We start from the raw sequence: 26,402 nt of genomic DNA, 5'->3' as shown, positions 1-26,402 counted from the left end.
CTTGGTAGCGGCTAGCGCTGCTTTTAAATAAAAAAACCTATCATCATGTACGATGATAGGTTCACAAAATTATCAAAAAAAATTATTTTATCTCAAAAACGGTGTTAACGGTAAAGCTTAATTTAATCTTTTTAAAGTCAATTTCAGGAGCTGATGCGGCATCCATGGCCGTTTCAGCTTTCATGGCGTAGTTTCTGTACTGAGGAACCATCATTCCGCCATTGTCGCCTACATCTTGTATATCAAGCACGCTACCTAATTTATCACCTAAGGCTTCCACCATATAGGCAGCTTTTTCTTTAGCGGCCAATAATGCTTTAATTTTCAGTTCTTTTTTTAAGGATTCAATTTTGCTGTAATCGTATCCATCAATGTTAGTACTTGCAATACCTTTAGCATCAATACTCTCTAAAATCAGATTGAATTTGTTTAAATCAGCAACCTTTAAGCGGTATTGTTTGCTTGCCAAAAAATCTGGATCCTTTTTCTTTTTATCGGTTACATAGTTCCAGCTGCTTAAGTTGTTGATGGTTAAGTTTTCTTTTGGAATACCTGCTTTTTGTACCGCATTAAATAGTTGGGTTTCCAAAGTAGTAATGTCCACTTTTTTCTTGCTGTTACCGTCCTTTAAATATTCCTTTAAAGAAATGTTGATATAAATAATATCTGGAGTAACTTCAGTTTCAGCAGTGCCGCTAACCGAAATTTTCTTTCTCAAATCAACTTGTTGAGCGTGTAAGCTAATAGTAGCTGTTGTTAGCGCTAAAAGCGCAATTGCAAATAAACGTTTCATAATATTTCAATTTTGTGTGTTTACAATTTAGATGTTGTGATTCATTTAAATCCATAAACAATTTTGTTGGTGTAAGCCAAAACTGAGCCAAATGCCATTAAATGAGCAGATTATTTTCGTTTTTTATGGATCACTATACGCTAATGTTGACAACCAACGGGTTAGTTACTTAGTTTCTTAATTGGTGTTAATTGCAACTTCCTAAATTCAACTTCGCTACCTTCAGCTTGCAGCGCAATTTGTCCCTTTTCCGCAGTACAATTGTAGCCATCGTTAACTAATATGCCATTAACCCAAACCCGCACTTTATCCTTTAAGCACTCAATTCGCATGGTATTCCATTCGCCCAAGGGTTTCTCTGAATCATCCGTTAGGTTTTTAATTCGCCTGCCTTTTTTTTGGTCAATGCTCCATTCCGTTTTTGGTCCCCGTCGCTCTTCCATATTCGGTACAGTAATATCTTCACCGATGCACCAAAAGTCACCAGCGTCAAGATGTTGCATTTGCACTTCTAATGATTTTGGGAACATTTTGTATAGCACACGTGGTGTAGAAACATGCACCAATACACCACAGTTTCCAGGTTTTCCCGCAAAGCGATACTCTACTTCTAAGCGGTAGTCACCATAGCTGGCGTCAGTGATTAAATGCCCACGAGGGTCACCCATGCTTACCAATTTCCCATCTCTTACAACAAAAGATGCAGCTGTATCTGGGTTTTTGTCTTTTCCGGGAACATCAGCATGCCAGCCAGTTAAATCTTTTCCGTTAAATAAGCTGATACTTTTTTGAGCGAAGTTTGAAAGGCTTAAAGTGACTAATACTAAAATAATGGGTGTGAATTTTTGCATGGCAAAGTTCCTAACTTTTAAGGTTATTCGTTGTAGCCTTAGAAGCTCATCTACAATGTTGTCTGCTATCCTAAAATCTGTTAACAATAATTTACTAACTAAGGGCTTTACTTTTTCAATAAGCTGCATTTGCTTTATGTATTATTCCAAGAGCTCCAGTAATTTTAAAGTTTAGTTGGGTAGCTAACTTGCGAGCTTTTAAGTCATCAAGTAATAATAAAACATCTTCAAATTCAGACGCTAATGCGATTGCGCTTGCCTCACCGCAGTCAATTTGCGTTTCCAGGAAAATCTGATATTTTTTGTCAGATACACTCTGGATTTTACTCCATTCAGGTAACTGTTCTCCGAATTCATTCGCAACTTCAGGTGTAGTGATTAATTCTCCGTATACATTCTGCAATAAATTAAACTCATCAATTTTGTGAAAGAGTATTAATGTACTAGTATCTGAGATAATAACCTTAGGCATTTTCTATATCTGAATGTAAATCAGAAATCTTTTCACCGAAGACTGAAACACCATATTTACCCAACATTTCAATAAAAGCTCTTTTTGATAAACCAACTATTTTAGCTGCTTGACCTGCTGAAAGTTTTGCGTCTTCATAAAGTTTAGCTGCTATTATCATTGAAAAATCGTAATCTTTCAAATCTAAGCCGTCAGGTATATTTAGTTGAATCGTTCTCATAATGTGGTGTTTCAATCAAAAATACAAATTCAAAATCATAAAAAGGCAATTAATCTATACGTCATTGCGAGGCAAGAAGCAATCTTAATAGAATAGTCGTAGGATTGTTTCTCCGAACTATCGGAGCAGGCGGGGCTTCGCAATGACGTGGCGCCAGAAACGTAGCGCAAACAAAAAACCTCACAACTAATGCTGTGAGGTTTGATATCAATCTACAATCTAATTAGTCTTCTACGCTTTCGTTATTGATGCCTATTTCATCCTTAACTTCTTCCTTAAAGTAAGTTTTTTGGAAGATGAAAATAGCGATAACGCCTACCGATATTGCAGCATCTGCTAAGTTGAAAACAGGCCTGAAAAATTCGAAAGGTTCGCCTGCCCAAATAGGAAACCATTTAGGGAAAGTTCCTTTTAAAATTGGAAAGTAAAACATGTCTACTACACGGCCATGGAACAATCCAGCATATTTGTAAATTATGCCGTAAAATACAGAATCAATGATATTACCTAATGCGCCGGCAAAAATTAACGCCACATTTAAAATTAAACCACGATGGTATTTGTGCTTAATTAGGTAATGTAAGCCGTAACCAATACCGCCAACTGCAATAATTCTAAATAATGATAAAGCCAGTTTTCCGAATTCTCCGCCAAATTCCAAGCCAAAGGCCATTCCATTATTTTCGGTGAAGTGGATGATAAACCATTCACCAATAATTTTATACTCTTGCCCTATGTACATATTGGTTTTGATCCAGGTTTTTAACACCTGATCCGCCAATAGCACTAAGAAAATTAAGAGTAAAGGTTTAGTATATCCCTTCATTAACCTTGTTTCAATTTAGCTTCCATACTTAAAGTGGCGTGAGGTACTGCACGTAAACGTTCTTTTTGGATTAGTTTACCAGTCTCCCTGCAAATACCGTAAGTTTTGTTTTCGATACGTACCAAGGCAGCTTCAAGGTTGTCGATAAATTTTTTCTGGCGTGCAGCTAATTGGTTAGTTTGCTCTTTTTCCAAAGTCGCTGAACCATCTTCCAATGTCTTGTAGGCTCCAGAGGTGTCTTCTGTACCGTTAGAATTTGGATTGCTCAACGATGCTGTAAGTGCTTGAAGTTCTTCCCTCGAGCTTTTCAACTTTTCTAAAATAAGCTCTTTGAATTCCTGTAATTCGCTGTCTGAGTAACGTGTTTTTTCAGTCTTTTCCATCTCTTTATTAATTTAGTGGTGATGGAGCCTAACGTCGCTTACTATTTAATTGAGCTTCGATAGGATCCCATATAGTTTATAATTTGGCAATCAAAATTTCCAATTCAACATCTTCAATCACTATTTTGTTTCCGTTTAGCACTTTTTCTGATAAAATAATATCATCCGCTAAAATTTCGGTGCAAATGTACAGTTTGTTGTTCAATACAGCAGGTGCTACGAGGTTATCCTCTTGTAAAGTTACCGTTATTCTATCAGTCACTTCAAAGCCAAGTTCCTTACGCAGGTTTTGCACTCTGTTCACCAACTCTCTCGATAAACCCTCTTTTTTCAACTCAGGCGTAATATTTATATCCAAAGCTACAGTTAAGCTGCCCATGTTGGTCACTTGCCATCCTGGGATATCTTCCGCAATAATCTCTACATCGCTCAGAAGTATTGAGTATTGCGTATTAAGTATTGAGAAAGTACCTTCTTTTTCAAATTGCGCTAGTTCTTCCTGTGTCATTTTATTGATCACTTCGGTAACTAACTTCATATCCTTGCCAACTTTTGCTCCTAAAGCTTTGAAGTTTGGTTTTACCTTTTTCTTGATAAAACCCGCGGTATCGGTAATGTAGGATATTTCTTTAATGTTGGTTTCCGAAAGGATCAAGTCCTTTACTAGCTCAACCTTATCTTTGAAGTTATCATCTAAGATAGGGATCAACACTTTTGCCAAAGGCTGGCGCACATTGATGCCCATTTTTTTACGAAGCGAAAGCACCATTGAAGAGATGTTTTGCGCTAGTTCCATTCGCTCATTCAATGCGTTATCTACCACGCTTAAATCAGCTTCTGGCCACATGGTTAAATGAACCGATTCCGCTTTTGCATCAGCTGGCAAAATCTCCGTTAGGTTTTGGTATAACCAATCTGAGAAAAACGGTGCTACTGGCGACATCAGCTGTGCGATATTCACCAAGCAAGTGTACAGTGTTTCGTAAGCTGCTTTTTTATCGGCAGTCATTTCACCTTTCCAAAAACGACGACGAGACAAGCGGATGTACCAGTTACTTAAATGCTCATCAACAAAGTTTTGGATTGCCCTTGCTGCTTTGGTTGGCTCGTAAGTATTATAAGCTTCATCAACTTCAGCAATTAAGTTTTGCAATAACGATAAAATCCAACGGTCTAATTCGCTGCGTTGCGCAATAGGGGTTTGATTGTTCAAGTCTATCTCAAACTTATCGATATTAGCATATAAAGCGAAGAAAGAATAAGTGTTGTACAGCGTTCCAAAGAATTTACGGCGTACTTCATCCAATCCTTCTAGGTTAAATTTCAAATTATCCCAAGGTGATGCGTTGGAAATCATGTACCAACGAGTAGCATCAGCACTGTAGGTGTCTATAGTTTTGAAAGGATCAACCGCGTTGCCTAAACGTTTAGACATTTTAGCACCGTTTTTATCCAAAACTAAACCGTTTGATACTACATTCTTAAAAGCAATGCCAGGATTGTTTACTCGTTCGTTGATCGCTTTGATTTCTTCGCTGCTTTCGCTTAACATTACCGCAATGGCATGTAAAGTAAAGAACCAACCACGAGTTTGGTCAACACCCTCTGCAATAAAATCTGCAGGATAAGCATTTTCAAATTCTTCCTTGTTTTCAAAAGGGAAATGCCATTGTGCGTAAGGCATGGCGCCGCTGTCAAACCACACATCAATTAAGTCGGTTTCGCGGGTCATTTTTTCGCCTTTGGATGATACTAAAAATACATCATCTACATAAGGGCGGTGCATATCTTTTAGTTCGAAACCAGCTGGCATCAAACCTGCTTCGATCGCTTTTGCAATTTCTGCATTCAACTCTGCAATCGATCCTATACATTTTTCTTCCAAACCATCGGCGGTACGCCAAATAGGCAATGGGGTACCCCAATAGCGAGAACGCGAAAGGTTCCAATCTACCAAGTTTTCTAACCAGTTACCAAAACGGCCAGTACCCGTTGCTTCAGGTTTCCAGTTGATAGTTTTGTTCAAATCAGCCATTTTTTCTTTAACGGCCGTAGTTTTGATGAACCAACTATCTAGTGGATAATAAAGTACTGGTTTATCAGTTCTCCAACAGTGCGGATAACTGTGTACATATTTCTCAACCTTAAAGGCTTTGTTTTCTTCTTTTAAACGGATTGCAAGCTCTACATCAACAGATTTTTCAGGAGCTGTGCCTTCTGCATAATATTCGTTCTTAACGTATTTGCCACCAAACTCACCTAGTGAAGCTACAAATTTACCTTGCAAATCAACCAAAGGAACAGCATTGCCTTTATCATCCAAAATTAGCATTGGCGGAATTTCAGGGCTAGCCAATTTAGCTACTCGAGCATCATCAGCACCAAAAGTAGGGGCAGTGTGAACAATACCAGTACCATCTTCAGTAGTTACAAAATCACCGCTAATTACACGGAAAGCATGCTCCGCATTTTGGTAAGGCGTAGCTAAAGGCAACAATTGTTCGTATCTGATGCCTACTAAATCTTCGCCTTTACATTCGGCTAAAATTTGGTAAGGAATTTTCTTGTCTTCCGCTTTGTAATTAGCAAAGGCTGCTTCATCTTCCGCTAGGAAAAACTTACCGCCGAACTGCTTACCTACTAAAGCTTTTGCCAAAACTACATTGATAGGCTCAAAGGTGTATTGGTTAAAAGTCTTCACTAAAACATAGTCGATTTTTGGACCAACTGTTAAAGCGGTATTACTTGGCAAAGTCCAAGGTGTAGTGGTCCAGGCTAAAATGTCAATAGCGCCAAAACCTTGCAAAAACGAAGGTAAAGTTTCTGCTTTTGCCTTGAACTGGGCTACAATAGTGGTGTCACTTACATCACGGTAAGTGCCTGGTTGGTTCAATTCGTGTGAGCTTAAACCTGTACCAGCAGCTGGTGAGTAAGGTTGAATGGTGTAACCTTTGTACAGTAAACCTTTATTGTACAATTGTTGTAAAATCCACCAAAGAGTTTCAATGTATTCGTTTTCGTAAGTTACGTAAGGATTTTTCAGATCAACCCAATAACCCATTTTCTCGGTAAGGTCGTTCCAAACATCGGTATAACGCATTACCTCTTCTTTACAAGCGGCGTTGTATTCATCTACCGAGATTTTCTTGCCGATATCTTCCTTAACGATACCTAACTTTTTCTCTACCGCCAATTCGATAGGTAAGCCATGAGTGTCCCATCCGCCTTTGCGTTTAACTTGATAGCCTTTTAGAGTTTTATAACGACAGAAAATATCTTTAATAGCACGAGCCATTACGTGATGAATACCAGGCATTCCATTAGCCGACGGTGGTCCCTCGTAAAAAGTAAAAGGTTTTGATTTCGGACGGCTATTAATACTTTTGTCAAAGATATTTTGCTCCTTCCAAAATGCTAGTATTTCTTCTCCTATTTTAGCTAGTTCTAGTTGTTTAAATTCCCTATACATCAATAAAGTATCTCAAAAATTAAAGGCTGCAAAGTTACGGTTTTAGAATTAAAAAATGCTAGTGTTAAGCGAGTGATATTAAAAAGTGATGAAATATTTTTTTGCACTTTTTATTACTGTTTATCGATTTTAGCGATGTGCGTTTGAGAAAGAAGTTGCTATACTTTGCTTTACAACTTATTGGTTTGATTTTAACATTATCTTTGGTGATAATACAATTGACAAACCTACCAAATGAAAAAGTCAACTAAAACCGCTTTTCAACCTCAATTAAAGTATAATACTGAAAAACTTACAAGTTCGTCCAGTGCCGATTCAAAGATCATATTGATCTTAATTGCTTATTTGTTGATAGATTTTTTGCCCTATTTTAAGAGTATCGAAATCATCTCGCCTCAATTTTTTTATTTGTCCGCATTAAATTTGCTGGTCATTAGCTATGTCTATTTAAATCCTACTTATTTTAGCGTCTCCGTACTTTCCTTTATAAAAAAAAGCTATGTTTTTTGGGCCTATCTCGTGTTTATGGCCTTGTGTTTCCTGTCTATATTTGGTGCTAAAAACGTTTCATTATTTGCAGTTAGTTTTGTGCAAATACTGGTTGTGTTTGGTGTTTTTATAAATCTTGCTGTATTACTTTATAATCGGGTACACCTATTCTATACTTTATTTTTTTTAGTTGGCGTAAGTGCTTTTTTTCAAACCCTGCAAGCATTAATCGGTTTAAAGGAGGCCGCAGAAACCCAGTCATTGGTAGCGGCGTTGGAATCTACTTATTTAAGGGGTAACACTGGAAACATCAATATATTTGCGGCCAGCGTGCTCATTAAAATTCCGTTCATTTTAGTAGGTATAGCTCATTTTTCTGGTTGGAAACGATCATTTTTAGCAGCTACATTAGCACTTGCAAGCATGCCTATTTTTTTAATTAGCGCTAGGGCTGCATTGCTTTCATTGTCGGTCATCTTTATTGGTTTTGTCATCTTTTATTTTAGAAATTACGGCTCAAACAAGGCTACCATTTTTCGTGTCATTTTATTTTTTTTGCTGCCAATGGCAACTGCCTTTTTTGCATCAAATTTAATTTTGAAGAGGAATAATAAAGGCGGACGTTACACCTCAACTGCTGAGCGTTTAAAACAAATAGATGTCAACAGCAATGATAGTTCGATTAAATTAAGGTTGTTGTTTTGGAAGAATGCTGTCAACTTTGCTAAGGAAAAACCAGTTTCGGGCATAGGGTTGGGGAATTGGAGGGTAGAGTCAATTCCTTATGAACCTAAAGGTGGTTTGGATATTTCCCTGCATGTGCATAATGATTTTTTGGAAATTGCTGCTGAAACTGGTGTTGTAAATGGGTTGGTTTATTTGTCCCTGTTTTTTGCTGTACTATTATTAAATATTAGAACACTTCTAAAATCAGCTGATCACCAAGCGAAGCTTTTTGCTTTTCTGGCCTTAACGCTGCTTGTCGTTTACGGTGCGGATTCGCTTTTTAATTTTCCCATGTACCGGCCAACAATGAAAATCGGTTTCTGTATAATGTTGATCATTACAGTTTTCAACAGACATGAGATCGAAAAACCAATTATCCATCATGGCAATAAGATTTTTTTAGGAATGGCATTACTTGCAATTGTGCCAATATATTTTACCTATCACGGGTTTAAAACGTCCCAACTTGAAAAATCGATCTTACTAGATAATGCAAACATTGAACAACACTTGCCTACCACATTAAGTGGCGACTCTGTTATCAAATTTCAGCCAAAATATCCGAATGTACTAGTTACGTCGGAATCGTTTGTAGAGCATGCTGCAGTGTATTATACTTATGAGAAGAGATATGAAATTGCAAAAAAATATTTAGATAGCGCCGATAAAATCAACCCTTATTTGGCCACTACAGATTTTTTAAGGTATTACATCGCCATAGAAAATGGTAAAGTGGATAGCGCCTATTCTTTCATGAAAAGGAGTTTCTATAAGCGTCCGAGTGTTGAACGGAATTTTAGGAAAGCTGTGGAAGTAGCTTCTTTTAAAAAAGACACTTTAGAATTGTTTAAAATCTATCATGCAATTGACATAGTAAACAGAAAAAATGCAAATTGGGATTTGATTTATAGTGGTTTGCAAAGTGCAGGTTTAAGCGGAAGCGGTCTTCAGAAATTTATATCTGCTGGATTAGTTCATTATTCTAACGATAGTTTAATTGTGCGAAGGCAGAGAGATTTCAAAATATTTAATTTTTTGGTAGAAGGGCAACGGTTGTTTGCGGTAGGTAAGCATGCGGAAGCATTACGAGAGTACAAGAAAGGACTGGGTTTAGACTCCGTAAATGTATTTGTAATGCAAAATATTGGCTATTATTATTATAATCTTGGCCAAACAGATCGTGCTATCGAGTATCTATTAAAATCTTTACGCTATCCCGGTTTGGTAGACGGGCAAACTGAATTTTACCTTGCGCAATGCTATCTTAAACAAAACAATCTTGATAAAGCTTGTCACTATATGCAAATCGCGAAAAGCATTGGCTTTTCTGGAGCTGCTGAGGCGTTTGGTAAGTTTTGTAAATAACCTTAAACATTTTTAGCTAATGAATGTATTATCATAGGATTTTTAAATGAAAAGCCATGGTAAGAAAATTAAAATTAAAAAAAGCGGTAATAGCCATAGTGTTGGGCGTACTAGCACTTGTTGCCGCTAAGATAATGGAGGCTTACAGGGTTACTGGCCATCATTTTGTACTCACGGTTTCCGGAGTGCTCTTAATTTTAGGTTCGTTGATACTCCTGTATCCAATTCTTTTTGCTAAAAAAGCTGATAAGGATGGTAAGCATGTGGAGCTACAACCGGCTGCAAAAGAACCTGTAGATCGCATTGAAGCTGAGGGTGTTGCTTAGTTAATAAGCGAAAATTAGTAGGCGAAATCGATTAAAATACTTTAAACTTATATTTAACTATAAGCCTCCAACTCTTAAAGGATCTTGGAGGCTTATAGTTTACAATTAATGATCATCCAAATTTTCTAGATTTTTAGCAACTTCAGCATCAGAGATATGTTTTCTTTTCTTGTTTTTATCTAGCCACAACATCAAAGCAGGTAGCAAGGTTAGGTTGAAAATCAATGCTACTATTAAAGTTATCGATAAAAGGAAACCTAAAATAACTGTTCCGCCAAATGTGGAAGCTGTAAAAATCCCAAATCCAAAAAACAAGATTAACGCAATGTGCGTCATACTCACTCCAGTTTCGGTAATAGTATCACTAATTACTTTACTCACGCTGTAGTTGGTTAAGTTCAGCTCTTGTTGATATCTCGTTAAGAAATAAATAGTTTGATCCGAGGCCAACCCAAATGCAATAGTGAAAATCAAAATGGTTGACGGTTTTAAGGCTATGCCGAAAAATCCCATCAGCCCTGCGGTGATGATTAAAGGCACAATATTTGGCAAAAGCGATATGAACATAATGCCTATGCTTCTGAACTGTGCTAACCGTAGCAATGAAATCAGCACGATAGCTAACCCAATACTTTCAAATAAATGTTTTAGCAGGTAATCGGTGCCTTTAGAGAAAATGATGCTCGACCCGGTTAAAGTGACATTAAATCTTTTTGGTGACAATATGGAATCAATTCTCGGCTTCAATTCTTCCAAGACTTGATCTAGTTTTTTAGAGCCAATATCTGCCATTTGAAAGCTAATGCGGGCTGTTTGTTTATCCTTATCTACGAAATTGGTAAGCATATTGCCATTGCCTTTGCCAGAATTTGCAGCATAAATTAAAATAAAGTTCTTCTCAAAATCAGTCGGCAGTCTGTAAAAGTTAGTGTCACTGTTATAGAATACCTGTGTGGCATATTTTAACCCCGTATTTAAAGAAATAGAACGAGAAAACTCAGGGTATGCTGAGATCATCTGTTCCATCTTATCTATTTTATTCAGTGTAGAAACGCTTAAAACACCATTCTTTCGCTTGGTGTCAACGCTGATTTCCAAAGGCAAAATTCCTTCAAAATTCTTCTCGAAAAACTTCAAGTCGGTTAAAATTTTAGAGCTTTTCGGAAGATCATCAACTACATAACCATTTACATTAATACGGTAAACGCCAACCAGTGAAATTATCGTTAATAATATGGTGATGATATAGATAGTAGCACTTTTTTGCTGTACTAGTGTATCTGTTTTAACTAAAATGCGATCCAGTAAATTTGCTTTATGAACGCCGCTAACTTTACTTTTTGGTGCAGGTAAATAACTGAAGATCGCAGGAATGAGACATAGGCTCATCAACCAAGTAAACATCACGTTGATTGCAGCAACACTGCCAAACTGCATTAACAACTCGCTGCCAGTGAAGTACAGCACCCCAAAACCAATAGCTGCGGTTATATTAGCTATTAAGGTGGTAACAGAAATCCGTTCTACGGTAATCTGCCAAGCTTTGTCTTTATCTCCGTGTTTTTTGAGTTCGTTGTGGTATTTGTTGAGCAATAAAATGCTATTTGGGATACCGATGATCACAATAAGTGGAGGAATTAAGCCAGTTAAAATCGTAATCTCGTAACCGAACAATACCAAGGTGCCAACACTCCAGATAACACCCATAATCACCACTAAAATAGGGAAGAAAACAGCGGAGAAGCTTCGGAAAAATATTACTAATATCAAAGCTGACACGAGGATTGATAATCCCAGAAACAACACAAACTCATTGGAAACCAGCTTGCTCGTCGCAGTTCTAATGTATGGTAGTCCAGAGAGATGAATTTCTATGCCTTCGCTTTTACTAAAAGCAATTGCTTTTTCTTCGATTTGCTTTAGAATGGGGTTTCTAGCAGCAGAGTTCAGTATTTTTTGATCGAAAGTAACGGCCATTAAAGTGGCATTGGTTTCGTTATTATAAAGCAAACCTTTGTAAAAAGGAAGCTGATTCAACTTGCTTTTAAGCGAATCCATTTCCGCTTGCGTAGTAAAAGTATTACCTGGCAGCGCCTGAACGGTGAATTTCTGATTAACTGTGTCTTTTTGCAGCTCAAAAAACTTTCCAATTGAAAGTACACCTTTAATGCCTTTGATTTGCTGTAGTTCGTTAGATAGTTGCGCCCATTTATTGTAGGTGTCTTTTTGAAATATTTTTTCGCTTTTTACTCCAATCACCACAATGCTACCATCTTCGCCAAACTGTTTTTTAAAAGCGTTATATTTTACAAATACCGAGTCTGTTAACGGTAATATTTTAGCGCCCGCATAAGAGAGTTTAATGTTTTTGGCCTGCCACCCCATAAATATGGTAGCAGCAACAAATAAAATGATAATGAGAACGCGGTTTTTTAATATTGCATTAGATAGTTTAGACCACATATAAATCTTTAAAAAAATGTAAAGAACGCATAAAAATGACGGAATCCAAAATAGCGTAAGTTAAATGAGTGTTAATTTAGCTTTATAAACAATGGTTTAGCTGAATTTGTTGTTGCTAATTTGTGGGTTGTTTAATTACACTATTTAGCGTTTTGGAAGGATGATTATATAAATTAGGTTTTGCGTATTTTTGTCGTGATTTTTTGAAATGCTACATAAAACTCGAGGGATTGTTTTAAGGACTACTACCTACAGCGAAAGCAGTGTGGTGGTTCAGGTATTCACCGAAAAATTCGGAATCCAATCTTACCTCATCAATGGGGTTAAAAAGCCGAAAGCTAAAATTCCGATGAATATGTTGCAGCCGCTGCATTTGTTAGAAATGGTGGTTTATCATAAACAGAACATTCAAATACAGCGTATTTCGGAAGCGAGATTGATGCCAATGTTTAAAACTATTCCTTACGATGTGATCAAGAATACCGTCATCCAGTTTTTGAACGAAGTGTTGTACAAAAGTATTAGACAGCAACATGTAGATGAGCATTTGTTCGAATATCTCTATAACGCTATTAGTTGGTTCGACGAAACAGAAGAGTTGAGCGTGAATTTTCATTTGTCTTTTTTAATGAAGTTGACGAGGTTTTTAGGTTTTGCTCCTAGGCCCCAACTGCGGCTGGATCAGAAATATTTTGATCTACAGGATGGTAATTTCACTTCGCTTGCGCCGGTGCACCCTTATTACACTAGCGACGAGGAAGGTAAATCCTTGATGTTGTTGCTCAGTACAGCTTTTCAAAAAAATAATGAAATTAAATTTTCAAATGCTTACCGCCGATTGCTTCTAGATAAAATATTGATTTACTATCAGTTGCATACAGCGTCTTTCGGACAAGTAAAGTCGCATCAAATATTAGAAGAGGTGCTTTCTTAAAAAAATGAAAAAAAGAATTGTAAAGAAATAATATAACGCTATATTTGCATTCCCAAACGAAATCGGACGATTCGTTTTAATTGAAAAAATAATGGAAGCTTAGCTCAGCTGGTTCAGAGCACCTCGTTTACACCGAGGGGGTCGGGGGTTCGAATCCCTCAGCTTCCACATAAAATTCACAGGATAGTGAATCGATAACAATAAAATAATGGAAGCTTAGCTCAGCTGGTTCAGAGCACCTCGTTTACACCGAGGGGGTCGGGGGTTCGAATCCCTCAGCTTCCACACAAGCCTTGTTAGTTCTACTAGCGAGGCTTTTTTGTTATATGGGCTTTCCGCAGAGCTTAGCCCGGCTGTTTCGGCGCATTCCGATTTGACATCGGAAGGGTCGGGGGTTCGAATCCCTCAGCTTCCACACAAGCCTTGATAGTTTTACTAGCGAGGCTTTTTTGTTTTATGGGCTTTCCGCAGAGCTTAGCCCGGCTGTTTCGGCGCATTCCGATTTGACATCGGAAGGGTCGGGGGTTCGAATCCCTCAGCTTCCACATTGAACTTAGGTGGCTAGCGAGGTATTTATTTTTCTAATAAAGTGGAACATTTAGTTATGTATTTTACCTATGTACTTTATTCTTCGGAAATCGATGCTTATTACGTTGGATATACATCTGATTTAGAAAAGCGTTTATCGAAGCATAACACCAACCACTTAGGCTTCACTGGGCGAGCCAAAGATTGGGGCATTGTTTATGTAGAGGAGTTTTCCGATAAAGAAAGTGCTATGGATAGAGAAAGAAAAATAAAAGGCTGGAAAAGTAGAAAGATGATCGAAAAGTTAATAAGCCCAAATGCTTAGGCGCATTCCGATTTGACATCAGAAGGGTCGGGGGTTCGAATTCCTCAGCTTCCACATAAGCCTTGTTGGTTTACTGGCAAGGTTATTTTATTTAACGCTATCACATTCTGGTTAATACGCTTGTAGGTTGGTCTTCGCTACGTGATTATACTTAGTTTAAATCCGTGTTAAACGGTATGTGGATACTCAGGTTCACTGTGCAATTTAGCTGAGGAAAATTGAAGCTTTCCGATTCTAAATCCTTTAAAATGAAGAAAATTTTATTAATGTCGTTGCTTGCAGCATTTGCAATCAATGCTAAAGCACAAACGCTGGGCGAATTTAAGCCCGATGAAACCAAATACGGCTTGGGAAAAGCCAAAGATGCCAAGCGAATTTATATCTCCAACTTCGCCATCAACTATCAAATTTACAATGAAAAGCAAAAGTTTAAGCAAGGCGGACGTATGTTGGGCGGGGGTTATAAAGGCGATGCAAAAGCTGAGGCATCTGTGGGTTTGGTTGGTTTAACTGAAGCAGACGTGCAACAAATCACCGATAGGCTTTACCAAGATTTTGTGTCGCAAATTAAAGCAAAAGGTTTGGAGATCGTGACTGCAGACGAAGCTGGTAGAGCAGGCACTTACAGCGATTATGTGAAAATGCAAGGCGGGAAGGTAAGCTTAGCACAATTCCCAGGCACCATGACTACCGCACCAACAGGCTACGAATGGTATGTAAAGAAGGTGAAAGACGATGGCAAAACTAAAAGCGGTGGGTTTTTAGGCAACGCATCTTTCTTATATCCAAAACTTTCAAAAGATTTAAATGATGCTATTATTGCAGATGTAAATATATATGTAATGTTTGTTGAAGATAAGAACGCTTTCCAAGGTGGTGGAGCTTCAATTAAAATCAAAACAAACTTGCGCATTGCAGATAATGAAGCGATCGTAATGTCCGATAATGATTCCTTTATACGACTTAAGGGGCAAAATAGCGTCACAGCAATAAATAGTACCGTCAACTTTGCCCACGGCAAAATGGGACTAGGCGCTACTACAAGTTATACTGGGAAGCTCTCGAAGCCTTTAGAAATTGAGGATGTAATTGAGGACACCAAGGTAACTAGCTTTGCTAGGGGCGGCACCGACTATGTTGGCGTTAGCAATATGTATGTAACTTATTTTAATCCGGAAGATAGAACTTCGGAAACCAACAAAGTCATAAAGGTCGACAATAAAAAATACATCGATGGCGTGTACGCAGGCGCTAAGAAATTCATCGACTATCACACCGAAGCATTTTTAAGTGCGCTGAAGTAGTCTGGGTTTTTTGTAAGCACTGGTCAAATGCCAGTGCTTTTTTATCAATTTTATTTGGCCTTCCTCGTAGTGCTGATATTTGGCAAAAATGCAGTGATTAATCCAATTAATGGTAGATAAGCGCAGACTTTAAAAACGTAGTTGATGCTAGTTTTATCTGCCAAGTTGCCAATAAGTGCGGATCCTAAACCGCCCATTCCGAACGCAAACCCAAAGAACAAGCCTGCTACTAAGCCTACTTTTCCTGGAATCAGCTCCTGTGCATAAACTAAGATTGCTGAAAAGGCAGAAGCCAAAATCATCCCGATGGGAACAATTAAAACGCCGGTCCAAAATAAATTGGCATGAGGCAACAATAGTGCAAAAGGAGCAGCACCCAATATCGAAACCCAAATCACATATTTACGGCCAATCTTATCCCCAATTGGTCCGCCAAGTAAGGTGCCAGCAGCTACCGAAAATAGAAATACAAATAAATAAATCTGTGAAGTTTGTACCGAGACATGAAATTTATCAATTAGGTAAAAGGTGAAATAGCTGGTTAAACTGGCCATGTAAAAGTATTTCGAAAAGATCAACACCAATAAAATAGCGATGGCTGTAATAACTCTAGCTCTTGAGAGCTGATGTTTTTCTGTGCCGGCAGCAGTTTTTTTCGAATCGCGATTCAGGATATAACCTTTGTACCATCTTCCGACATAACTTAACACCATAATGGCCAACAACGCTATCACCGAAAACCAAATAACACTAAACTGTCCTTTAGGTACAATAATCCAAGCGGCAAGCAACGGTCCAATTGAACTGCCAAAGTTGCCCCCAAGCTGAAACACAGATTGTGCTAATCCCCTTCTTCCGCCAGATGCGGCATGAGCCATTCTGGAAGCCTCTGGGTGGAATATGGAAGATCCCGTTCCGACTAAGGCTACCGAAAATAAGATCAAATAAAAGCTATTGGATAATGAAAGCGTGATGAGTCCTATCAAAGTAAAGCCCATGCCAATCGCTAAGGAAAAGGGCTGTGGCTTTTTATCAGTATATAAACCTACAAATGGCTGAAATAAAGACGCTGCCATTTGGAAAGTTAAGGTGATTAACCCAATTTGAGAAAAACTCAAATGGTAGGATGTTTTTACCAGCGGATAAATTGCCGGTATTAATGATTGTATCGTGTCATTAAGCAAATGCGAAAAACTTAAAGCGAACAAGATGGGGAATACGGTTGCGGTTTGCTTTGAAAAATCTGTAGTTTTTTGGTCCATTTTAATTAAAGAAGGTTAACACAAAAATAGTTATTTAATAATTGCTATCGCGATAAGTTGGTGATTGTTTCATCAATACACCTTCAATAATAAGATAGCTTTCAAGTCCAAATTGTAAATCATTCTAGTACATACGGAGTAAAATCGTAAATCATTTGTATTTTTGCCGCGAACAAAAAGATTATACGATGAGCATTAATAGAGGACCAATCTCAAAATTTATGGAGACTAACTATCTCCATTTTAACGCTGCTGCTATGATGGATGCAGCCAAAGGTTATGAAACACACTTAGAAGAGGGTGGTAAAATGATGATTACCTTGGCTGGCGCAATGAGTACAGCTGAATTGGGCATTTCTTTAGCTGAAATGATTAGGCAAGACAAAGTGGCTATCATATCTTGTACCGGAGCTAACTTAGAGGAGGATATCATGAACCTTGTTGCTCATTCACACTATAAAAGAGTACCTAACTACCGTGATTTGAGCCCGCAGGACGAATGGGATTTGTTAGAGAATCATTACAACCGTGTAACAGATACTTGTATTCCTGAAGAGGAAGCTTTCCGTAGGTTGCAAAAGCACATTCATGCCATTTGGAAAGATGCTGATGATAAAGGTGAGCGCTATTTCCCGCATGAGTACATGTACAAAATGTTATTAAGTGGCGTATTGGAGCAGTACTATGAAATTGATCCAAAAAACTCTTGGATGTTAGCTGCTGCGGAAAAGAACTTGCCGATTGTAGTACCAGGATGGGAAGATAGCACGATGGGCAATATCTTTGCTTCGTACGTAATTAAAAATGAATTCAAAGCTTCAACCATGAAAAGCGGTATTGAGTATATGGCGTGGTTGGCAGATTGGTACGTGAAAAATTCAGAAGGCAAAGGCGTAGGTTTCTTTCAAATTGGTGGCGGTATTGCCGGAGATTTTCCAATTTGTGTAGTGCCAATGCTTTATCAAGATATGGAGATGGAAAATATTCCGTTTTGGAGTTATTTCTGCCAAATTTCAGATTCCACTACGTCTTATGGATCTTACTCGGGAGCTGTTCCAAATGAGAAGATTACATGGGGAAAACTAGATATCCATACGCCAAAATTCATTGTTGAAAGCGATGCTACAATCGTAGCGCCTTTAATGTTTGCTTGGATATTAAAACAATAATTAATTTGCAAATATTATTCGTTTTTTAACTTAAACTACATCAGCGATTTTTAACCAAAATCGCTGATTTATTTAGCTAGAGTGCAGAAAATACAAATAGTTTAGAATGATTATAAATTGTATTTCACTGTCATTAACATGTCATTGGTATCTTAATAAAGATTACTTTTGTCCAATATTTCTGAGCGGTAAATGTTCATTCGTCACTCAGATTAAAAATTTAATTTCAATATAAAGCATAAAATACTCACTATGAGGGATATCTCATTCGGACTTAAAAAATTTAGAAAAGCAACGTTCATTTTAGCTGCACTATCTTTTTTAACTGTAACTGTATCGAAAGCGCAAGATGTTGTTGAGGGGAAAACTTTGTTCAAGTCAAAGTGTGCTTCTTGTCACGCCTTAGATCATGATGCTACCGGTCCTGCGCTAACGCCAAAAATGAACGAGTTGGAAGAGTCGTTCTTGATTCCATGGATCAGAAATAACGTTGAGCTAAGGGCTTCTGGTAACAAGCAGGCAATCGAGGCAGCTAAGTACTCACCTTCGGAAATGACTGCGTTTCCTAACTTAACCGATGATCAAATCAAAAATATCATCGCTTATGCTAAAGTTGGAGATCCTAAGCCTGCTGGTGGTCCAGCCGTTGAAGTAAAAGACGAAGGCGTTTCTGGTCTTTCAATTGCTGGTGTAATTGCCATCATTTTAGTAGCTATCGTTGTGTTGGTAGTTTTAGGTAGAGCCATCAAAATGTTGGAGCGCTTGATCCTAGAAAAACAAGGCATCGAAGTTAACGAAGATGAAAATGTATCTTTAGTTACTGGCGTTAAAGGCTTATTCAAAAACAAGAAATTTGTTTTCTTCACTGTGCTTTGCTTGGTAATTGTATTAGGTTCTTTCGGTTGGATGGGCATGTGGGAAACTGGTGTTCACACTGGTTATCAGCCAACACAGCCAATTAAGTTCTCTCACGAATTACATGCTGGTATTAACCAAATCGACTGTCAGTACTGTCACACAGGTGCGTTCAAATCTAAAAACTCAACCATTCCTTCTTTGAATGTTTGTATGAACTGCCACAAAAATGTACAGGCTAGAACAGAAGATGGTGCGATTTCTCCAGAGATCCAGAAAATATACAATGCTTTAGGTTACAACCCTGATACGCAGACTTACGATAAAACTAAAGAGAAGCCAATGGAGTGGGTTCGTGTACACAACTTGCCTGATTTCGCTTACTTTAACCACTCACAGCACGTAGTTGTTGGTGAAGAAGCTATTCGTAAACAAGCAGGTATCAACCCTAAAGATCCAGTTTGTTTTGCTTGTCACGGTCCAGTTAACACAATGGAAGAAGTTTATCAATACTCTCCATTAACCATGAAATGGTGTATCAACTGTCACCGCGAAGCGGATATCTCTAACAAGAAAAACGATGCGTTTTATGCTAACGTAATTGCTGCCCACGAGAAAATCAAAAAAGGCGAGAAAATTACACCAGCATTGTTAGGTGGTTTAGAGTGTGGTAAATGCCACTATTAATAATTAGAGTTTTTTTAAGAACGTTCGATAAACAGTAATATAGCTTAAATGGAAAGCAACAAAAAATACTGGAAAGGTTTAGAGGAGTTGAACAAAACTCCGGAATTCGTTGAGAATAATAAAAGCGAATTTGCTGAACCGCTTCCAATAGAAGATGTTTTAAGTGAAGCAGGTTTAAGTACCGTTACCCCACGCCGCGACTTTTTAAAGGCGTTAGGCTTTGGTTTGGGAGCAGTTACTTTGGCAGCTTGTCAAAAAGCACCAGTACACAAATCGATTCCTTATTTGGTTAGGCCAGAAGAGGTAGTTCCTGGTATTCCTAACTACTACGTTTCTACTTTTAAAGGAAACAGCGTATTGGTTAAAACAGTGGTAGGTCGTCCAATCAAAATTGAGGCTAACCCTAACGCTGGTATATTCAACCAAGGTACAGATGCGCAGGCGCAAGCTTCAGTATTGGATTTGTATGATGTTTCTAAACTAAAAAATCCTTTATTAAAGAAAGACGAAACTACTTGGGCTGATTTGGACAAATTCGTAAAAGGCGAATTGAACAAAGTACAGGCTTCTGGTAAAAAAATCCGCATCGTATCTAGCAGCTTAAATAGTCCGTCGGCTAAAGCTGTTGCTGCAGATTTTACTGCTAAATATCCTACAGCAAAATTAGTACAGTATGATCCAGTTTCTTACACTGGTATTTTAAAAGCTAACGAAAATAGCTTTGGTAAAGCTGTACTTCCAAAATACAACTTTGATAAGGCAGACTTAATTGTAAGTTTTGCAGCAGATTTCCTTGGTACATGGATCAGTGGCGAAGAGTTCACTGCTCAATATGTGACTAATAGAAATCACAAGTCATTGGAAAAAGGCAAAATGTCTCGCCACTTCCAGTTTGAGGCTGGTATGAGTTTAACAGGTACTAACGCTGATACTCGTATTGCACTTAAACTTTCAGAGGAAGGTCCAGCATTAATTGCTTTATACAACGCCATTACAGGTGCAAGCCTTGCAGGTGCTGGTTTACCAGATAACACTACTGCTGATAAAGCAATTAAGTTAGTAGCAAAAGAATTAGTACAAAATAAAGGTAAAGCTTTAGTTGTTGCAGGTTCTAACGATGTTTCAGTTCAAACATTAGTAAATGCTATTAACGTGGCTATCGGTAGCTACGGAACTACTATTGATTTAGACAACGCTTGCAAACGTTACGAAGGTAATGATGCAGAGTTTGCTTTATTAGTAGATGAAATGAACAAAGGTAAAGTTGGTGCAGTATTCTTTATGAATTCAAATCCAGCTTATGATGCTATTAATGCGAAGGCTTTCACTGATGGTTTAGCTAAAGTAGCATTGAAAGTTTCTTTCTCAGATAGAGAAGATGAGACTGCTGATCTTTGTGATGCTATCGCCATTACACCAAACTATTTAGAGGCTTGGGGTGATGCTAACACTTACGAAGGATATTATTCTATCGTTCAGCCAACAATTAATCCAGTATTTAACTCTCGTCAAGCAGAGCAAAGTTTATTGGTTTGGGCTGACGCACCGGTACAAGATTACTATCAATATGTACGTAACTACTGGGAAAAAAATATTCTTCCAGCAGCAGGTAAAACTTGGAAAGATGTATTACAAACTGGCGTAATAGCTTCGGCACCTAAAGCCGCTGGTACTTACGGATTCAGCTTGTCATTAGATGCAGTTGCAGCGGCTATCGTAGCTAGCAGCAAGGCATTGAAAAAAGATATCGAACTTCAAATTTTCGAAACTATCCCAATGCGTGATGGTAAACAGGCTAACAATGCATTTTTGCAAGAGTTACCTGATCCAGTAACCAAAGTAACTTGGGATAACTACGTGGCCTTAAATCCTAAACAAGCGGAAAAATTAGGTTACAAAGAGTTTGAAGTAGTGAGCATTAAAGGTGCCAACGGATACTCAATTGATTTACCAGTATTGTTCCAGCCAGGCCAAGCAATGGGTACTGCTTCAGTAGCCTTGGGTTATGGTCGTGTAAAAGCAGGTAAGGCAGGTAACAACGTAGGTAAAAATGCTTATCCTTTCTTAAGCTACACTAACGGTACGTTAAAATATGCTACTACAGCAACGTTAAGCTCAACTGGCTCAACTGAAGTTTTAGCACAAACTCAAACCCACTATTCTTTTGAGGGTAGAAATATTGTAAGAGAAGCTTCTTTCAAATCTTTCTTAAAAGATCCAATGGCGGGTTCGGGTAACCACCACAAACACAAAGTTTACGATTTGTGGACTACCGATAAACACGAGATGTTAGGTAATAACTGGGTAATGGCAATCGATTTGAATGCTTGTACAGGTTGTGGATCTTGTGTAGTTGCTTGTAACGTAGAAAATAATATCCCAGTAGTAGGTAAAGATGAGGTTCGCCGTCGTCGTGAAATGCACTGGTTACGTATCGATCGTTACTATAGCTTCAACGATGTTGAACATGGATCGGTAACTAAAGAGAAAGAAATTGCTCATTTAGATAACCTAGAAAATGTTTCGGTTGTTCACCAACCAATGTTGTGTCAGCACTGTGATCACGCACCTTGCGAAACAGTATGTCCGGTATTGGCAACAGTACACTCATCAGATGGTTTAAACCACATGGCTTACAACCGTTGCGTAGGTACTCGTTACTGTGCTAACAACTGTCCTTACAAAGTACGTCGTTTCAACTGGTTCAACTACTGGAATGATTCACGTTTCGATAACTACTTGAACAATGAATTCACGCAGTTAGTATTAAATCCAGATGTAACTACACGTTCACGTGGTGTTATGGAGAAATGCTCTATGTGTATCCAACGTATTCAAGCTGGTAAATTAACAGCTAAATTGGAAAAACGTCCATTGAAAGATGGCGATATCAAAATGGCTTGTCAGCAAGCTTGTTCAGCTAACGCAATTATCTTCGGTGATAAGAACGATCCAAACTCGGAAGTTTCTAAAGCACTACGTAGCGAGCGTACTTACTACGTACTAGAAGAAATCAACGTTGAGCCAGGCATTGGTTACATGACAAAAATTAGAAACATAGATTCAGAAACAAAAGAAGCACACGCATAAGCTGCTACTTACAGCAATATAGAATATGGCAGGACATAACGAATCAATTTTAAGAGAACCCTTAATTACCGGAAAGGACATCACGTATGCCCAAATTACGGAAGAGATCTTATCTCCGGTAGAAAATAAACCTAACAAGGCTTGGTGGATTGGATTTATCCTTGCACTTTGCGGCGCTACCCTATGGATTGTTTCTGTAGGCTACACGTTCTGGTTTGGTATCGGTTCTTGGGGTTTAAATAAAACAGTAGGTTGGGCTTGGGATATCACCGGTTTCGTATGGTGGGTAGGTATTGGTCACGCTGGAACACTAATTTCCGCAGTATTATTACTTTTCCGTCAAAACTGGCGTAACTCCATCAACCGTTCGGCAGAGGCGATGACTATTTTCGCCGTTATTTGTGCCGCTACGTACGTAGTATCACATATGGGTCGTCCTTGGTTAGCATATTGGGTACTTCCATTGCCAAACCAATTCGGTTCACTTTGGGTAAACTTTAACTCTCCACTAGTGTGGGATATGTTTGCGATCTCTACTTACTTCTCGGTATCATTATTATTCTGGTACACAGGTTTATTGCCAGATATCGCGACAATTAGAGATAGAGCAACAGGAATGCGTAAAAAGATTTACACTATTTTCTCATTCGGTTGGACAGGTAGCGTAAAAACTTGGCAACGTTTTGAGGCGGTGTCATTAATCTTAGCTGGTATCTCAACACCTCTTGTACTTTCGGTACACACCATTGTATCTATGGACTTTGCTACATCGGTAATTCCTGGATGGCATACTACAATCTTCCCTCCATACTTTGTGGCAGGTGCGATTTTCTCAGGTTTTGCGATGGTATTAACCTTATTATTGGTTGTACGTAAAGTATTAGGTTTAGAAAACTATATCACCATGTTCCACATTGAGTCGATGAATAAAATCATCATCTTAACTGGTTCAATTGTAGGTGTTGCTTATTTAACAGAGTTATTCATCGCTTGGTACTCAGGCTCTCAATATGAGCTTTACGCTTTCCAAAATCGTATCGCTGGTCCATTTGCTTGGGCATATTGGTTGATGATGACTTGTAACGTAATTTCTCCACAGTTGTTATGGTTCAAGAAAATCCGTACCAACATTGCAGCAACTTGGGTATTATCTATCGTAGTGAACATCGGTATGTGGTTTGAGCGTTTCGTAATCATTGTAACTTCATTACACCGTGATTACCTGCCATCAAGCTGGACTATGTTCTCTCCAACTTGGGTTGACGTGGGCGTGTTTGTAGGTTCAATAGGAGTGTTCTTTACTTTGTTCCTATTGTTCTTAAGAGTATTACCTTCAATCGCTATTGCTGAGGTTAAAATGATTTTGAAGAGCTCAAGTGAGCAATCTAAAATGAAATTGATCAAAGAAGGTAACTTAGATAAAGAGCAAGTACAAGAGTATGTTGCATCTTTAGAGAAATTTGATAGTGTTAAACAAGAAGAATACGCAAAAATATAACAATGAGTAATATCAAATATATTTTAGGCAGCTTTGGCGATCCTGATGAGATGCTAACCGGCATCAAGAAATTGCAGGAAAATAACATCTCTATTTACGATGTTTATACACCAATGCCTATACACGGTATCGAAGCGAAATTAGGCGTTAAAAGATCTAGATTAGATATTGCCGCTTTCTTTTTCGGAATTACAGGTACAATTACCATGCTTACTGGAGTTTATTTAGCTACAGTGGTTGATTGGCCAGTAAATATTGGAGGTAAAACGCACTTTGCATTTCCTGACTTTGTGCCAATTACTTTCGAGTTAACTATCCTGTTCTGTGCCTTTGGCTTGGTAGGTTCTTACTACGCATCAACCCACTTGTTTCCAGGTAGGGCGCCAAGAGTAATGGACCTACGTGCTACAGATGATCGTTTTGTAATTGCTATTGATGCAAAACAAAATGCTGAACATGATAAAATTGATGAACTTTTAAAAAGTGCTGGTGCTCTAGAAGTAAAGCATAATGAAAGGAAGTATGTTAGCTATGAATAAGAGTAAAATTGTTTTAGGAGCATTTGGCTTGCTAGCTTCTGTTGCAATGCTTTCTGCTTGTAGAGATAATAAAAGCACTGGCTTGGAGTATGCTAGGAACATGTATGATCCTATTGCTTATAACCAAGATCAGCCAAATAAAAACTTTGCGAACGGAGCTACTTCGCAAACGCCACCGCCAAATACTACACCAGTGGATTTTGTGAGATACGACTATCCTAATACGAAAGAAGGATATGAGGCATCTGCAGCATTGGTAAACCCTTTGGCCTTAACAGAAAAGAACTTACTGGAAGGTAAGCATTTTTATACCGTATTCTGTTCACCTTGCCACGGCGAGAAAGGTGATGGACAAGGTCATATCGTGAAGTTGGATAAAGGTATCTCTGGTGTACCTGCATACCATGGCGCTGATGCAATTTCATCACGCGGTGGACTGATGAAAGATATGCCTGCGGGAAAAATTTATCATACCATCATGTATGGTTTGAATGCAATGGGATCTCATGCTTCACAACTTAGCCCAACTGAAAGATGGAAAGTAGTGATGTATGTTCAACAATTACAAAAAATACAATAAGAAAAGCAGATATAAATGGGAACTCATCATTATAATTTAAGTGAACAATTTGAGTTTACTGGGAAAGTAAAAAGCCTGAGTATTGCTGGTATCGTTGTTGGTATTGCAGCAATTGCTTACGGACTTATGGGAGATCATGTTAGTCATGAGCGAACTTTTGCCAATCTATTGTTAATGGGCTACTACTTCGCATGTGTTTGTATGTCTGCTACTTTCTTTTTGGCAATACAATTTGTGGCACAAGCAGGATGGTCGGCATCTATTTTACGTGTACCTCAAGCAATGGCAAAAAACTTACCATTGGCAGCATTGCTGTTAATTGTGATTACTGGTTTAGGTTTATATACTCATAACCTTTATCACCACTGGCATGCAGAAGGTTTAACTGATAAAGGCAGTGAAAACTATGATGCCATTATTGCAGGTAAGTCGGCATTTTTGAACGTACCGTTCTTCATGATCAGACAGTTTGTGTTCATGGGATCGTACGCAATTTTTGCACATTTCGTAACCAAATGGTCGTATAACGAAGATTTAAGTGGAGGTTTAACTTCTTACAATAAGAGCTTTAAATACTCTTGTATCTTCTTAGTAATCTACGGATTTACTACACCAATTTTCGCTTTCGACAATATCATGTCGTTAGAAGCGCACTGGTTCTCTACTATGTTCGGTTGGTATAACTTTGCATCAATGTGGGTAAGTACTTTAGCAATTATCGCTATCATCATTATCCTATTGAGAAAAGCAGGTTACATGAGCTGGGTAAATAACAGCCACCTACATAACTTAGGTCAGTTTATCTTTGGTTTCTCTATCTTCTGGACTTACGTTTGGTTTGCACAATTCTTATTGATCTATTACGCAAACATGTCCGAAGAGACGGTATATTTCTACAAGAGATTTAACAGTTACGAGTTCTGGTTCTACTTAAATATTGTACTTAATTTCTTGTCTCCGCTATTATTGTTAATGGATCGTGATAACAAGAGAAGTGAAAACATCCTATTAACAGTAGCTATCATTGTAGTTTGTGGCCACTGGGTAGATTACTATCAAATGATTATGCCAGGAGTTTTTGAATACGGCACTAAAGATGGTAGCGGTTTTGGAATTTTGGAGATAGGTATTGCAGCGGGTTTTGTTGGCTTGTTCGTATTCACGGTGTTAAGTGCTTTGAGTAAGAAACCAATGGTAGCTAAAAACCATCCGTTTTTACAAGAGAGTTTAAATCATCACCTGTAGTTA

The 26,402-nt window shown here is 38.2% G+C and carries 21 protein-coding genes and 4 tRNA genes; 16 read left to right on the top strand and 9 right to left on the bottom strand.

All coding sequences use genetic code 11. The features are described from left to right. Nucleotides 1-82 precede the first annotated feature (82 nt). From ACY2A0_RS05095 to ileS, 7 genes are all read right to left on the bottom strand, one after another. On the bottom strand, nucleotides 83-793 hold the full coding sequence (locus ACY2A0_RS05095) for an SIMPL domain-containing protein (protein ID WP_461788474.1): 711 nt from the start codon (nucleotides 791-793) through the stop codon (nucleotides 83-85). A gap of 161 nt (nucleotides 794-954) precedes the next feature. Beyond that, nucleotides 955-1,773, bottom strand: a complete 819-nt coding sequence (locus tag ACY2A0_RS05090) for a family 16 glycoside hydrolase (protein ID WP_461788473.1) — start codon at nucleotides 1,771-1,773, stop codon at nucleotides 955-957. Beyond that, nucleotides 1,760-2,116, bottom strand: a complete 357-nt coding sequence (locus ACY2A0_RS05085) for a DUF3368 domain-containing protein (protein WP_461788472.1) — start codon at nucleotides 2,114-2,116, stop codon at nucleotides 1,760-1,762. The genes ACY2A0_RS05090 and ACY2A0_RS05085 overlap by 14 nt, the downstream gene beginning before the upstream one ends. Continuing rightward, a complete protein-coding gene (locus ACY2A0_RS05080) occupies nucleotides 2,109-2,336 on the bottom strand; it encodes a UPF0175 family protein (protein WP_461788471.1) in 228 nt (75 codons plus the stop codon). Before ACY2A0_RS05080 ends, ACY2A0_RS05085 begins: the two co-directional genes overlap by 8 nt. 223 nt (nucleotides 2,337-2,559) lie before the next feature. Further along, complete coding sequence (locus ACY2A0_RS05075) at nucleotides 2,560-3,162, bottom strand: lipoprotein signal peptidase (protein ID WP_461788470.1); 603 nt, start codon at nucleotides 3,160-3,162, stop codon at nucleotides 2,560-2,562. Beyond that, nucleotides 3,162-3,545, bottom strand: a complete 384-nt coding sequence (locus ACY2A0_RS05070) for a TraR/DksA family transcriptional regulator (protein WP_113636658.1) — start codon at nucleotides 3,543-3,545, stop codon at nucleotides 3,162-3,164. Before ACY2A0_RS05070 ends, ACY2A0_RS05075 begins: the two co-directional genes overlap by 1 nt. Nucleotides 3,546-3,621: 76 nt before the next feature. Continuing rightward, nucleotides 3,622-7,014, bottom strand: coding sequence for an isoleucine--tRNA ligase (ileS, locus tag ACY2A0_RS05065; protein ID WP_461788469.1), 3,393 nt, complete (start codon nucleotides 7,012-7,014; stop codon nucleotides 3,622-3,624). 234 nt (nucleotides 7,015-7,248) lie between these two features. Between ileS and ACY2A0_RS05060 the strand changes: the two genes are divergently transcribed. Continuing rightward, nucleotides 7,249-9,594, top strand: a complete 2,346-nt coding sequence (locus tag ACY2A0_RS05060) for an O-antigen ligase family protein (RefSeq protein WP_461788468.1) — start codon at nucleotides 7,249-7,251, stop codon at nucleotides 9,592-9,594. Between the two features lie 56 nt (nucleotides 9,595-9,650). After that, nucleotides 9,651-9,920 carry an isoleucyl-tRNA synthetase gene (locus tag ACY2A0_RS05055; protein ID WP_461788467.1) on the top strand — a complete coding sequence of 90 codons (270 nt, stop codon included), beginning with the start codon at nucleotides 9,651-9,653 and terminating at the stop codon, nucleotides 9,918-9,920. Nucleotides 9,921-10,025: 105 nt separating this feature from the next. On the opposite strand, the gene ACY2A0_RS05050 is transcribed toward ACY2A0_RS05055, so the two are convergent. After that, entirely contained in the window at nucleotides 10,026-12,383 is a 2,358-nt protein-coding gene (locus ACY2A0_RS05050) for an efflux RND transporter permease subunit (protein WP_461788466.1), read from the bottom strand. Nucleotides 12,384-12,591: 208 nt separating this feature from the next. On the opposite strand from ACY2A0_RS05050, the gene recO reads away from it, so the two are divergent. From recO to ACY2A0_RS05015, 7 genes are all read left to right on the top strand, one after another. Next, nucleotides 12,592-13,317 (top strand): DNA repair protein RecO, encoded by a 726-nt coding sequence (gene recO, locus ACY2A0_RS05045; RefSeq protein ID WP_461788465.1) that lies wholly within the window; start codon nucleotides 12,592-12,594, stop codon nucleotides 13,315-13,317. 93 nt (nucleotides 13,318-13,410) lie between these two features. Beyond that, nucleotides 13,411-13,485, top strand: a tRNA-Val gene (locus ACY2A0_RS05040). A 42-nt stretch (nucleotides 13,486-13,527) separates the two neighbouring features. Then, nucleotides 13,528-13,602, top strand: a tRNA-Val gene (locus tag ACY2A0_RS05035). 56 nt (nucleotides 13,603-13,658) lie between these two features. Further along, nucleotides 13,659-13,732, top strand: a tRNA-Ser gene (locus ACY2A0_RS05030). 56 nt (nucleotides 13,733-13,788) lie between these two features. After that, nucleotides 13,789-13,862: transfer RNA gene (locus ACY2A0_RS05025), tRNA-Ser, on the top strand. Between the two features lie 44 nt (nucleotides 13,863-13,906). Continuing rightward, nucleotides 13,907-14,170, top strand: coding sequence for a GIY-YIG nuclease family protein (locus ACY2A0_RS05020; protein WP_461788464.1), 264 nt, complete (start codon nucleotides 13,907-13,909; stop codon nucleotides 14,168-14,170). Between the two features lie 248 nt (nucleotides 14,171-14,418). Then, nucleotides 14,419-15,474, top strand: a complete 1,056-nt coding sequence (locus ACY2A0_RS05015; RefSeq protein WP_461788463.1) for a hypothetical protein — start codon at nucleotides 14,419-14,421, stop codon at nucleotides 15,472-15,474. A gap of 50 nt (nucleotides 15,475-15,524) precedes the next feature. Here ACY2A0_RS05015 and ACY2A0_RS05010 read toward each other — a convergent pair whose 3' ends face one another. Then, the gene (locus tag ACY2A0_RS05010) at nucleotides 15,525-16,736 is read right to left on the bottom strand and encodes an MFS transporter (protein ID WP_461788462.1); all 1,212 of its coding nucleotides are present in this window, start codon (nucleotides 16,734-16,736) and stop codon (nucleotides 15,525-15,527) included. Nucleotides 16,737-16,924: 188 nt separating this feature from the next. Between ACY2A0_RS05010 and ACY2A0_RS05005 the strand changes: the two genes are divergently transcribed. From ACY2A0_RS05005 to ACY2A0_RS04975, 7 genes are all read left to right on the top strand, one after another. Next, the gene (locus ACY2A0_RS05005; RefSeq protein WP_113636641.1) at nucleotides 16,925-17,905 is read left to right on the top strand and encodes a deoxyhypusine synthase family protein; all 981 of its coding nucleotides are present in this window, start codon (nucleotides 16,925-16,927) and stop codon (nucleotides 17,903-17,905) included. A gap of 252 nt (nucleotides 17,906-18,157) precedes the next feature. Next, entirely contained in the window at nucleotides 18,158-19,447 is a 1,290-nt protein-coding gene (locus ACY2A0_RS05000) for a c-type cytochrome (protein WP_461788461.1), read from the top strand. Nucleotides 19,448-19,495: 48 nt separating this feature from the next. Then, on the top strand, nucleotides 19,496-22,537 hold the full coding sequence (locus ACY2A0_RS04995) for a TAT-variant-translocated molybdopterin oxidoreductase (protein WP_461791279.1): 3,042 nt from the start codon (nucleotides 19,496-19,498) through the stop codon (nucleotides 22,535-22,537). Nucleotides 22,538-22,562: 25 nt separating this feature from the next. Further along, on the top strand, nucleotides 22,563-24,035 hold the full coding sequence (gene nrfD, locus ACY2A0_RS04990; protein WP_113636635.1) for an NrfD/PsrC family molybdoenzyme membrane anchor subunit: 1,473 nt from the start codon (nucleotides 22,563-22,565) through the stop codon (nucleotides 24,033-24,035). Nucleotides 24,036-24,037: 2 nt separating this feature from the next. Beyond that, the gene (locus ACY2A0_RS04985) at nucleotides 24,038-24,574 is read left to right on the top strand and encodes a DUF3341 domain-containing protein (RefSeq protein ID WP_113636633.1); all 537 of its coding nucleotides are present in this window, start codon (nucleotides 24,038-24,040) and stop codon (nucleotides 24,572-24,574) included. Next, nucleotides 24,567-25,154, top strand: a complete 588-nt coding sequence (locus ACY2A0_RS04980; RefSeq protein ID WP_461788459.1) for a c-type cytochrome — start codon at nucleotides 24,567-24,569, stop codon at nucleotides 25,152-25,154. Before ACY2A0_RS04985 ends, ACY2A0_RS04980 begins: the two co-directional genes overlap by 8 nt. Nucleotides 25,155-25,169: 15 nt before the next feature. Further along, complete coding sequence (locus ACY2A0_RS04975; protein ID WP_461788458.1) at nucleotides 25,170-26,399, top strand: quinol:cytochrome C oxidoreductase; 1,230 nt, start codon at nucleotides 25,170-25,172, stop codon at nucleotides 26,397-26,399. Nucleotides 26,400-26,402 lie beyond the last annotated feature (3 nt).

It is taken from the genome of Pedobacter sp. (assembly GCF_965249885.1).
Taxonomy (GTDB): Bacteria; Bacteroidota; Bacteroidia; order Sphingobacteriales; family Sphingobacteriaceae; genus Pedobacter.
This window is presented reverse-complemented; position numbering and strand designations above follow the sequence as displayed.

What these genes read in the sequence shown, in the direction of transcription:
- ACY2A0_RS05095 (WP_461788474.1), bottom strand. Translation starts at nt 793, where the DNA reads ATGAAACGTTTATTTGCAATTGCGCTTTTAGCGCTAACAACAGCTACT.
- ACY2A0_RS05090 (WP_461788473.1), bottom strand. Translation starts at nt 1,773, where the DNA reads ATGCAGCTTATTGAAAAAGTAAAGCCCTTAGTTAGTAAATTATTGTTA.
- ACY2A0_RS05085 (WP_461788472.1), bottom strand. Translation starts at nt 2,116, where the DNA reads ATGCCTAAGGTTATTATCTCAGATACTAGTACATTAATACTCTTTCAC.
- ACY2A0_RS05080 (WP_461788471.1), bottom strand. Translation starts at nt 2,336, where the DNA reads ATGAGAACGATTCAACTAAATATACCTGACGGCTTAGATTTGAAAGAT.
- ACY2A0_RS05075 (WP_461788470.1), bottom strand. Translation starts at nt 3,162, where the DNA reads ATGAAGGGATATACTAAACCTTTACTCTTAATTTTCTTAGTGCTATTG.
- ACY2A0_RS05070 (WP_113636658.1), bottom strand. Translation starts at nt 3,545, where the DNA reads ATGGAAAAGACTGAAAAAACACGTTACTCAGACAGCGAATTACAGGAA.
- ileS (WP_461788469.1), bottom strand. Translation starts at nt 7,014, where the DNA reads ATGTATAGGGAATTTAAACAACTAGAACTAGCTAAAATAGGAGAAGAA.
- ACY2A0_RS05060 (WP_461788468.1), top strand. Translation starts at nt 7,249, where the DNA reads ATGAAAAAGTCAACTAAAACCGCTTTTCAACCTCAATTAAAGTATAAT.
- ACY2A0_RS05055 (WP_461788467.1), top strand. Translation starts at nt 9,651, where the DNA reads ATGGTAAGAAAATTAAAATTAAAAAAAGCGGTAATAGCCATAGTGTTG.
- ACY2A0_RS05050 (WP_461788466.1), bottom strand. Translation starts at nt 12,383, where the DNA reads ATGTGGTCTAAACTATCTAATGCAATATTAAAAAACCGCGTTCTCATT.
- recO (WP_461788465.1), top strand. Translation starts at nt 12,592, where the DNA reads ATGCTACATAAAACTCGAGGGATTGTTTTAAGGACTACTACCTACAGC.
- ACY2A0_RS05015 (WP_461788463.1), top strand. Translation starts at nt 14,419, where the DNA reads ATGAAGAAAATTTTATTAATGTCGTTGCTTGCAGCATTTGCAATCAAT.
- ACY2A0_RS05010 (WP_461788462.1), bottom strand. Translation starts at nt 16,736, where the DNA reads ATGGACCAAAAAACTACAGATTTTTCAAAGCAAACCGCAACCGTATTC.
- ACY2A0_RS05005 (WP_113636641.1), top strand. Translation starts at nt 16,925, where the DNA reads ATGAGCATTAATAGAGGACCAATCTCAAAATTTATGGAGACTAACTAT.
- ACY2A0_RS05000 (WP_461788461.1), top strand. Translation starts at nt 18,158, where the DNA reads ATGAGGGATATCTCATTCGGACTTAAAAAATTTAGAAAAGCAACGTTC.
- ACY2A0_RS04995 (WP_461791279.1), top strand. Translation starts at nt 19,496, where the DNA reads ATGGAAAGCAACAAAAAATACTGGAAAGGTTTAGAGGAGTTGAACAAA.
- nrfD (WP_113636635.1), top strand. Translation starts at nt 22,563, where the DNA reads ATGGCAGGACATAACGAATCAATTTTAAGAGAACCCTTAATTACCGGA.
- ACY2A0_RS04985 (WP_113636633.1), top strand. Translation starts at nt 24,038, where the DNA reads ATGAGTAATATCAAATATATTTTAGGCAGCTTTGGCGATCCTGATGAG.
- ACY2A0_RS04980 (WP_461788459.1), top strand. Translation starts at nt 24,567, where the DNA reads ATGAATAAGAGTAAAATTGTTTTAGGAGCATTTGGCTTGCTAGCTTCT.
- ACY2A0_RS04975 (WP_461788458.1), top strand. Translation starts at nt 25,170, where the DNA reads ATGGGAACTCATCATTATAATTTAAGTGAACAATTTGAGTTTACTGGG.